This is a genomic window from Leifsonia sp. Soil_N53, assembly GCF_057655165.1.
In genome coordinates, this window is the sequence record NZ_JBDGMM010000009.1 from 1 (window position 1) to 8,263 (window position 8,263).

5 protein-coding genes and 1 pseudogene are annotated in these 8,263 nt (G+C 73.2%); all 6 read right to left on the reverse strand.

Features of this window, described 5'->3' with window-relative positions:
- On the reverse strand, positions 1–747 hold a 747-nt coding region (locus AC3A3H_RS00240), incomplete at its 3' end, for a DUF6421 family protein (protein WP_487612524.1).
- Positions 748–1,113: 366 nt separating this feature from the next.
- Positions 1,114–1,725, reverse strand: coding sequence for a sortase family protein (locus AC3A3H_RS00245; RefSeq protein WP_487612525.1), 612 nt, complete (start codon positions 1,723–1,725; stop codon positions 1,114–1,116).
- A gap of 43 nt (positions 1,726–1,768) precedes the next feature.
- Positions 1,769–2,680 carry a class C sortase gene (locus tag AC3A3H_RS00250; protein WP_487612526.1) on the reverse strand — a complete coding sequence of 304 codons (912 nt, stop codon included), beginning with the start codon at positions 2,678–2,680 and terminating at the stop codon, positions 1,769–1,771.
- Positions 2,677–4,176: a SpaH/EbpB family LPXTG-anchored major pilin gene (locus AC3A3H_RS00255; RefSeq protein WP_487612527.1), complete on the reverse strand. Its 1,500-nt coding sequence runs from the start codon at positions 4,174–4,176 to the stop codon at positions 2,677–2,679. Before AC3A3H_RS00255 ends, AC3A3H_RS00250 begins: the two co-directional genes overlap by 4 nt.
- A 44-nt stretch (positions 4,177–4,220) precedes the next feature.
- Entirely contained in the window at positions 4,221–7,304 is a 3,084-nt protein-coding gene (locus AC3A3H_RS00260) for a hypothetical protein (RefSeq protein WP_487612528.1), read from the reverse strand.
- 192 nt (positions 7,305–7,496) lie between these two features.
- Positions 7,497–8,263, reverse strand: a pseudogene (locus tag AC3A3H_RS00265) (hypothetical protein); the annotation flags it as partial.

Genomic DNA, 8,263 nt, shown 5'->3' on the forward strand with positions numbered 1-8,263 from the left:
GGTCTCCTCCGTCAGCCGCTGGTCCTCCAGCATCCGTGCGGCGTCCTCCGGCAGCTCCAGTTTCGTGATCCCGGCCGCGGCGCGCACGACCCGGCGGTAGCGGGCGGCCTCGCGGTCCTGGAAGATCGCCCCCCAGGTGAACTGCGGGATCTCGCGCATCGCGACCGTCTCCGGGAACAGCACCGCCGAGTTGGTGTCGTAGCCGGGAGTGAAGTCAACGAAGCGCAGCGCGACGAAGAGCTTGTTGCCGTAGTCGCCGGCCTCCAGCGCCGCCACGAACTCGGGCCAGATGACCTCGACCAGAACCGCCTCCACGAACCGGTTCGTGCTGCCGTTCTGCGTGTACATCGGGAACACCACGAGGTGGCCGAGCCCGTCGGCGCGGTGCTGCTGCGGCTGGAACGCGTTCAGCGCGTCCAGGAAGTCGGGCACGCCGAAGCCCTCGTCCGCCCAGCGGGCGAAGTCGCGGCGGAGGGCAGAGAGGTACGCGGCGTCGTGCGGGAAGAACGGGGCGAGCTCGGCGACGGCGTCGACGATCGTGCCGGTGAGCCGGGCTGCGTCGGGCTTGTCGGACTCCTGCTCGACCGAGCCGTCCTTCACCTGCAGCGACTGGAGGGCGGTCGCCGCCTCCTTGAGGCGCAGCCACGCGGGATGCGTCGCGACCTCGCGCACGGGGCGGGCGTCCTCGACGACCTCGGGCTCCCCGACAATGGCTCCAGCAGTGAACTGCGGGACGAATTGAGACATGACGAACCTCCCGTCGTGCGATAGGCCGCGCTCGCGGCACTGCGATCGGGCGCCGTTGCGGCGCTCTGGATCGAGCCTAACCGCGAAGACCGGACGATTTCTTGACTGTTTCGGCGGAAACCTGCGCGTGGAGGCGCAGACGCGCACGAAAATGTCGCCGCGTCATGGTCGCCCACCGAGCGGGTCTCTTGAGCATGAACGCACGCACGAACACCCTCGGCGGGTCGCACGTCGAGCGCATCCTCGCGATCAGGTCCGGCGAATGGGTCCGAATCTCCTGCGACTGCGCCATCGGAACGGATCACACTTACGGCGAGTGGCTCGAGCTGTTCGGGGTCCCCGCCGCGCCGGTCACTGCCGCGGCGGTCACTCCGTGACGAGCTGCGCCGAGATGACCAGGTTGTCCACAGACACGGTCTGCGCCGGGGTCTGCAGGCAGGTGAGCAGGACGAGCCGGCCGGCCGCGTTCGCCCAGACCGCGTCCGCAGCGCCGACCTCGGGCTTGTAGACCTTCTCCGAGCCCGTCACGCGGTAGTGCAGGCCGCCCACGTACACATCGGCGCCCACCGCGACGGACGCCGAGCCGGCCTCCAGGTCGGTCAGGAAGTTCCCCGGGCAGACCGCTCCGCCGCGGCAGGAGTGCATGACGACGAACACGGTCCCGCTGCCGGCGTGGGCGAGCCGGGCGCCGTAGTTGCGGACCAGGTAGGCCGAGGAGAACCCCGGCGGGTCGATCACCCCGTCCACCTCGTCCAGCTCGCCGAGCGGCACGGCGAGGCCGGCGGACGGTACCCGCAGGGTCCTCCCGTCCACCTGGCCGACGGCGTGCGTCCGCTCCCGCACGGCCTGTGGCGGCGCGGGGAGGTCCACCGGGTTGCCGTGCATGTCGGTGGGGAGGCTCCGTGCGTCGAGATACGACGTCAGCGCGAATCCGCCCGCCACGACCGCCAGCGCGCACAGCAGCCCTGCGATCGTCACGCGGACAGGGCCCGGCCCGCGGCGGCGACCCGCGACGCCTCGCCTACGCACGCCGCCCTCCCCGCCCCCGGCCGGACCACCAGAGGTAGCCGCCGCTCGCGGCCGCCGCGCCCGCGAAAGCCGCCGCCCACCACGGGAACCCCGGGCCGGCGGGCGCCTCGTGCCCGCGCGCGATCGCGCTCGCCGGCGCGGGCGTCACCCGTTCGCCGGTCACCAGGATGCGCTGGCTGTTGATCCCGAGCGGCGTACACGTCACGAGCGTCACGAGGTCCTCGCCGGGCACCGGGTCCAGCGTCCGGGTCTGGTCGGGGTCGACCACGGTGACGCTCGAGACCCGGTAGGTGAGCGTCTCCCCGAAGACGTACAGGGTGAAGAGGTCGCCGTCGGCCACCCGGTCCACATTCGTGAACAGGGTCGCGGAGGCGAGCCCGCGGTGACCGGCGAGCACGGCGTGCGTGCCCCGCCCGCCGACCGGGAGGGACGTCCCCTCCAGGTGGCCGACGCCCTCCGCGAGCGTCGCGTCGCTCGTGCCGTGGTAGATCGGGAGGTCGGCGCCGATGGCCGGGATGACGATGCGGCCCATCAGGCCGTACCGGTCCGCGGCCAGGAGGCGGTCGTAGTGGTAGCCGTGCGGCGGGTCCGCGGCGGTGCCGACGGGCACGTGCCCGTTCGCGTTCACCGCGCCTCCGCCGCGGAGGGCGGCGTTGTAGTCCTCGGCCGCCTTCAGCGCGGCGAGGCGCCCCGCCGGCCCGGCGGCCGTCACGGCGTCGCCGTACCGGGCGATCCGGGCGGCCTCCCCGGCTGCGCTGAACCAGCTCGCCGTCGCCGGGTAGAGCGTGACGCTCACGCCGACGAGGGCCAGCGCGGCGATCGACGCCGACACGGCGGAGAGCCGCCACCGCGTGCCGGTGACGGCTCTCCTGGACCGGGCCCTCTGGGGCCGAGTGAGGGTCACGCGGCCGGCTCCTCCCGGCCGCCACGACGACGGAGCACCAGCACTGCGGCGCCGACCGCGAGGCCCGCCAGGGCGAGGCCGCCGCCGACGAAGATCGCAGTGCCGGCCGATCCGGTGAGCGGCAGCGCGATCGGCGGCGCCTGCGGGTCGGTCACCGTCACCGTGGCGTTCGCCGTGGAGCCGGGGAGCACCGTGACGGCGTAGCCGCCCGACGCCTGCGCGAACGCGGGCGCTATCACGTAGCCGGCCGGCGCCTGCGTCTCGACGAGGTAATAGGTCAGGTTCGGGCCGGTCCCGTCGTTCTGGGCCTTCAACCCGTCGATCGCGACCTTCCCCGCGGAGTCGGAGGTGAAGGTGGTCGCCCCGTCCACGGCGACCGGGTCGGTCAGGCTCCGGGCGTCGGACGCCGAGGTGAACACCTGGAACCGTGCGCCCGACAGGGACTTCCCGTTCGGGTCGACCTTGTGCAGCGTCAGCGCGCCCCAGGTGTCCTCGGCCGAGTTCGAGGGCGTGGTGATGGCCGACCCCGTTGCGGTCGAGATCGACTGGTTCGCGATGTTCCGGATGGTCCCGTCGCCGACCGCGTTCACCACGGTCGGGATGGTCGCGGTGATGACGGTCGCGGGGTTGGTCGTGAGCAGAGCGAGGCCCGAAGCGGTGAAGTCCACCGTCACGGTCTGGCCGGACACGGTCACGGCGTAGTCCGTCGGCTGCAGGGCGATCGCGGCGCCGGTCGCGGACGCCAGCGACACCGTCACCGCCGCGGGCGCCGGCGGCGTCAGCCGGGCGTCCAGCGCATCCGTGAGGGAGTACTGCGTGAACGCGTCGCCCGCCACCTGGTTCGGCACGGTGGAGGTCACCGTCCAGTCCACGGTCGACCCGACGCCGTGCGCGGTGGCGTCGTCGACCGTCTTGACCGGTGCGCCCTGCACGGTGTTCTTCGGGTAGACGAACACGTTCGTCAGCCAGTTGCCGCTCTGCGGCAGCGGCAGCGTCACCAGGAACGGCGCGCCCAGCTCCGTCCCGGCCGGTGCGCTCGTCTCGGTCAGCTCGTACACGGCCGGGGTGGAGGTCGTGAACGAGCTGACCCCGGAGCCATCGGTGGCCGGGAGGACGGCGGCGGCGCCCGTCGTGTAGACGGTGGCCCCGTCGGTGACCTGCCCCGAGGCGTCCACCGTCAGGCCGGCCGCGGTCGTCCAGCCGGCCGGCGTGGTCAGGTCGACCCCGTTCACCGGGGCGATGCTGAACACGACGCCCGGGATCGGCGTGAGTGCGCTCGTGCTCCTGGCGGTGCCGTCGGCGACGGTGCCGCCTCCTGGCGGGTTCTGGAGCTTCGTGATCGTCAGCGTGTACGGGCCGGCCGGGGCATCGCCGCCCGTCGTGTCGGCGCTCGCCGGGACCACGTACGCCGTCGCCGCCAGCAGGGCGAGGGCGCCTGCGCTTACCGCCGCGGTCAGGCGCCGGCGTCGCGCGGCGGCCTTCGTCTTCAGTGCCATCTGGGTTTCCTGTTCTCGTCGGGTTGTCGGGTCGGGTCGGGGGCTCATCGGGTGCTCGCGGCACGCAGCCGGCGGCGCACCTGCCAGGCGGCCAGCGTGGCCGCAGCGGCGAAGATCCCGATCGCGGCGAGGGCGAGGGCGTCGGTGCCGACGCCTCCGGTGAGCGGCAGCACGATGGCCGGAGCGTCCGGCGTCTGCGCGTGGTACTGGTCGTCGTCGCCGACCGGCGTCCCACTGAGCAGCCCGGTGCCCGTCACGGTCGCGTCGTCGGCGTGCGCCGCGTCGAAGCCGAGCGCGATCAGGGTCGCGGTGCAGTGGAACGAAGCGCCGACCGCGAGCGGGCCGTCCCACCGGGTGCCGGCCGACCCGTCCGGGAAGACGCAGCTCAGCCCGGTCACGGTGGCCGAGCCGGTGATGATCCTGTCGCTCACGGTGACGTCCGTCAGCGGTTCGCCGCCGTCGTTCGATACGGCGAACGTCAGGCCGGTGGCCTTCGCCGCGTCGATCGTCACCGCCTCCGCCGCCGTGGGCGCGTGGTGGCCGGCGGCGTCGGTCTTGGTGATCGTGACGCTCGGCGGCGTCGCCACCCGGATGCCGACCTTCACCGGCTCTGCGGGCAGCAGCGGGCCGCTCGGGCCGGACGCCGCGTAGGCGAGCGAGTTCCACGCGACCTGGCCGGGCGCGGCCGACGCCGGCAGGTTCATCCCGTAGCCCACCTGCACCGTCTGCCCCGGCTGGAACGTCAGTGCCGACGCGTCGAAGCGGACGGCGCGCACCGCGGACCAGTCCGTCACCTGCCCAGCGGTCAGCCAGGTCGTGTCGCAGCCCGCCGGCTGGCCCGGATAGACCTCGGGCCGGCACGGGTTCGAGCTCAACGAGTAGGTCGCGGTCACTCCCGTCGGGAGGGTCGGCGCGCCGGCGAGCGTCGGCTGGAACTCCGAGCCGCGCGCCACGGCGCTCTGCCCACCGGACACGCCGGTGTCGCCGGTGTACGGGAAGACGTCGTAGACCACCAGGCCGGTGATCGGCGTCGATCCCAGCGAACCGATGTTCAGCCGCCACTGGGCGGTGCCGCCGGCCGGCGAGGTGCCGACGGCGGGAGAGCCGGGCACCGAGAACAGGAACTGGCTGTCGTACTGCCCCTCGACCTCCTTCTGCGCCCCGGCCTGCGCCGACGTGCCGGTCGCGAAGGAGGCGGTGGACGTGCTGCCGGTGCCGACGCTCGGGGTCCAGGTCGGATCGGCGTCGTTCCACACGCTGGCCGTGTTGACCTGCGTGGAGGCGCCGACGCCCGGGTTCACCACCGTCGCGAACCGGATGGTGAAGGCTCGCTGCCGGTCGAGCAGGGTTCCCGGCTGGAACGTGAACGTGAGCGTCCGCCCGTTCTGGGCGACCGTCATACCCGCGGACGTGAAGTCGGTGTCGTAGCCGAGTCCGCCCGCCGCGCTGGTGACGACCGCGCTGCCCGGCACGTAGGAGACGCCGGCGGGCAGCGTGTCGGTGACCCGGATCGGGACGTCGAGGTAGTGCGGGTCGCCGGCGGCGCCTGTGTTCGAGACGAGCAGGCTCCACGGCGCGACCTGTCCGGCGAGCAGCGCGTTCGGGCCGCCGGTGTACGACTTGGCGATCAGCAGGCTCGCCGCCGTGTTCTTGAAGTAGGCGACGGCGCAGGACTTGTCCGTGTCGCCGACACCGAGCAGGGTGGTCGCCGGTGCGTTGGTGAGCGACCACTGCGCGCAGTTCGTCTGCGTCATCGGCACGTAGCCGTTTCCCGCGGTCAGCCGGCCGTTCACGACGATGATCAGCGTCTTCGTCGGGTCGACACCGGTGGGAGGCAGGGCGATCGAGTAGCCGCCGATCAGCCAGCCGGCGGGAACCGGGTAGGGGACCGATCCGTCCGTCGTCTTGGTGACCGTGCGCGTCGAGCCGTCCGCGAGGAAGAACGTGAACACCGAACCCGGCGGGACGTTCTCGAACGAGCTGATCGTGTAGCCGGGATCGGTGCAGCTCTGCGGCAGCGAGTTGCTCAGCGGCGCGCTCCCGCACGGCGGGTAGTCGTAGACCGTTCCGCCGACCGGCACCTGCCCGGTGTTGGCGACCTGGAGCAGCCAGCGGAACGCGTCGGTCTTGAAGACCGCGCCGGCGGCGATGTTGTTCGGCGACACCGACTTGGCGAACGAGCCGGACGCCCGCGGGTTGTTCGCGAAGGTGTGGCTCACGCTGGAGGTCGCCGACACCGTCGACGGATCGGTGACCGTGGTCGCCGAGAGCTTCGCCGTGTTCGTGACGGTGCTGGTCGGCCCGAACGTCGTCGACGGGAAGGTGACGTGCACCGTCACGCTGAAGTCCGGGCCGCAGCAGTTGTTGCTGCCCGCGCTGGACGGCCAGGTGACCGTGTTCGCCGCCGGGTCGTACACTCCGCCGTTGGAGGCGCTGACGAATACGGCTCCCGCCGGGAGGGTGTCCACGAGGACCGGGTTCGTGGTGTTCCAGTCGCCGTTGCCCGGGACGAACTTCACGTAGTCTCCCGTGATCTGGTACGCGGTCACGCCGTCGAGGACCGACGCGCCGAGCAGGACCTTGGCGACGCTCACCCCGGTCTTGGCCGTGATCACGATCGGCGTCGCCGTGGCCGTCGCGGGCGCGGCGGCGGAACTGGAGCTGAACGTGGCCGTCGCCGTCAGTCTCGACTGATCGGGCGTGGAGCCTGCGGCGGTCTTGCACGCGAAGGTCAGCTGGCCCGACGCCCCGACCGGGATGCTGTTGCCCGCGCCGGTGCCGACGAAGCCGCCCGAGGTGGGAGCGAAGTCGCCGTTGCCCGTCGACCCGCCGACGGTGCAGGTCACCGGGTTCCCCTGCGGCGAGAGCGCGGCGATCGCGATCGCGATCCGGGCGTCCGCGCACGACGTGACCGCCGGGTCGACCGACGAGCACTGGTAGTTCACCAGCCACTGCGCGGTCGCGCCGGAGGGGATCGGTGTCGTCGCGGGAGCGATCGTCACCGACAGGGTCGCGGTCGGGCCGGCCGCGAGCGCCGGACTCCCCGCGGCCAGGGCGGCCACGCACGCGACGGCGGCGGCCAGCAGTGCGCTGAACCGGCGCGCGGCGGGCCGGGTGAACGGGACCATTGCGGGATCCTCCGGGGTCGGGGTCGGGGTCGGGGTCGGGGTCGGGGTCGGGGGTTCGGGTGCGGGTGCGGGTGTGGGTTTCGGGTGCGGGGTGCGGGGTGCGGGTTTCGGGTGCGGAGTTCGGGTGCACGGTGCGGGTGAGCAGCACCGGGGCGCAGGACGGGAGACGCGACCGGGTTGTGCGTTCTGGTGTTAGGGAGCCGTCTGGTGCGGAGCTGTGACGCGAGGAGCCGGATTCCGTGCTGTGAATTCGCTGAGCCAGTTGCCCCCGCCGCCGTAGCCGCCCCGGCCGGGCCTTCCGCAGCCCGGGTGCCCACCCGGGTCGGTCGGGGCCGTCGGAGCGCGGTCGAGCGTGACGTGCGAGCTGGCCGGGGCGCTCGTCCGGCTCCCGTCCGTGGCGGTCGCGCTGAGCGTGTACACGGCGTCCTCCGCGCCGGAGACATCGAGCACGACGGACCACGTCCCCGCCGGGGTCGCGATCGCCGTCGCCTCCGCGAGAACCGCTCCCGTCGCGTCGACCAGGGCGACAGCGACGACATTCCCGGCGTCAGCAGTGCCGGAGACGACGGGGAGGTCCGACCCGATCCGGGCCGCCGGGTCGAGGATGACCGGCGCGGGGAGCGCGAGCACGGGAGGCTGCGCCGCGACGACGGCCGCAGGGCCCTCGCGAGCCGGGGTCGGGCCGGGGTCGGGCTCCTGCGGAGGAACCGGCTCGGCGCCGGGTTCGGGCGCCTCGGGACTCGCAGAGGAGCCGTCGGCATCGGGGAGGTCCGGCGCAGCCGGCGCCGGCGGGGCGGTCTGCGCCGGGACAGGCAGGGGCACCGTCTCGCGCGGCGCGGCAGCGACCGTGCCGGTGACCGGCGGCGTCACGGGCTCGTGCGGCGTCACGGTCAGTGCGACGGCGACGATCGACGTCGCCGCGACCACGGCCGCACCCGCGACGACCGCGGACGCTGCCC

Excerpts from the sequence above, each read along its gene's own strand:
- AC3A3H_RS00255 (WP_487612527.1), bottom strand. The coding sequence starts at position 4,176 with ATGGCACTGAAGACGAAGGCCGCCGCGCGACGCCGGCGCCTGACCGCG.
- AC3A3H_RS00260 (WP_487612528.1), bottom strand. The coding sequence starts at position 7,304 with ATGGTCCCGTTCACCCGGCCCGCCGCGCGCCGGTTCAGCGCACTGCTG.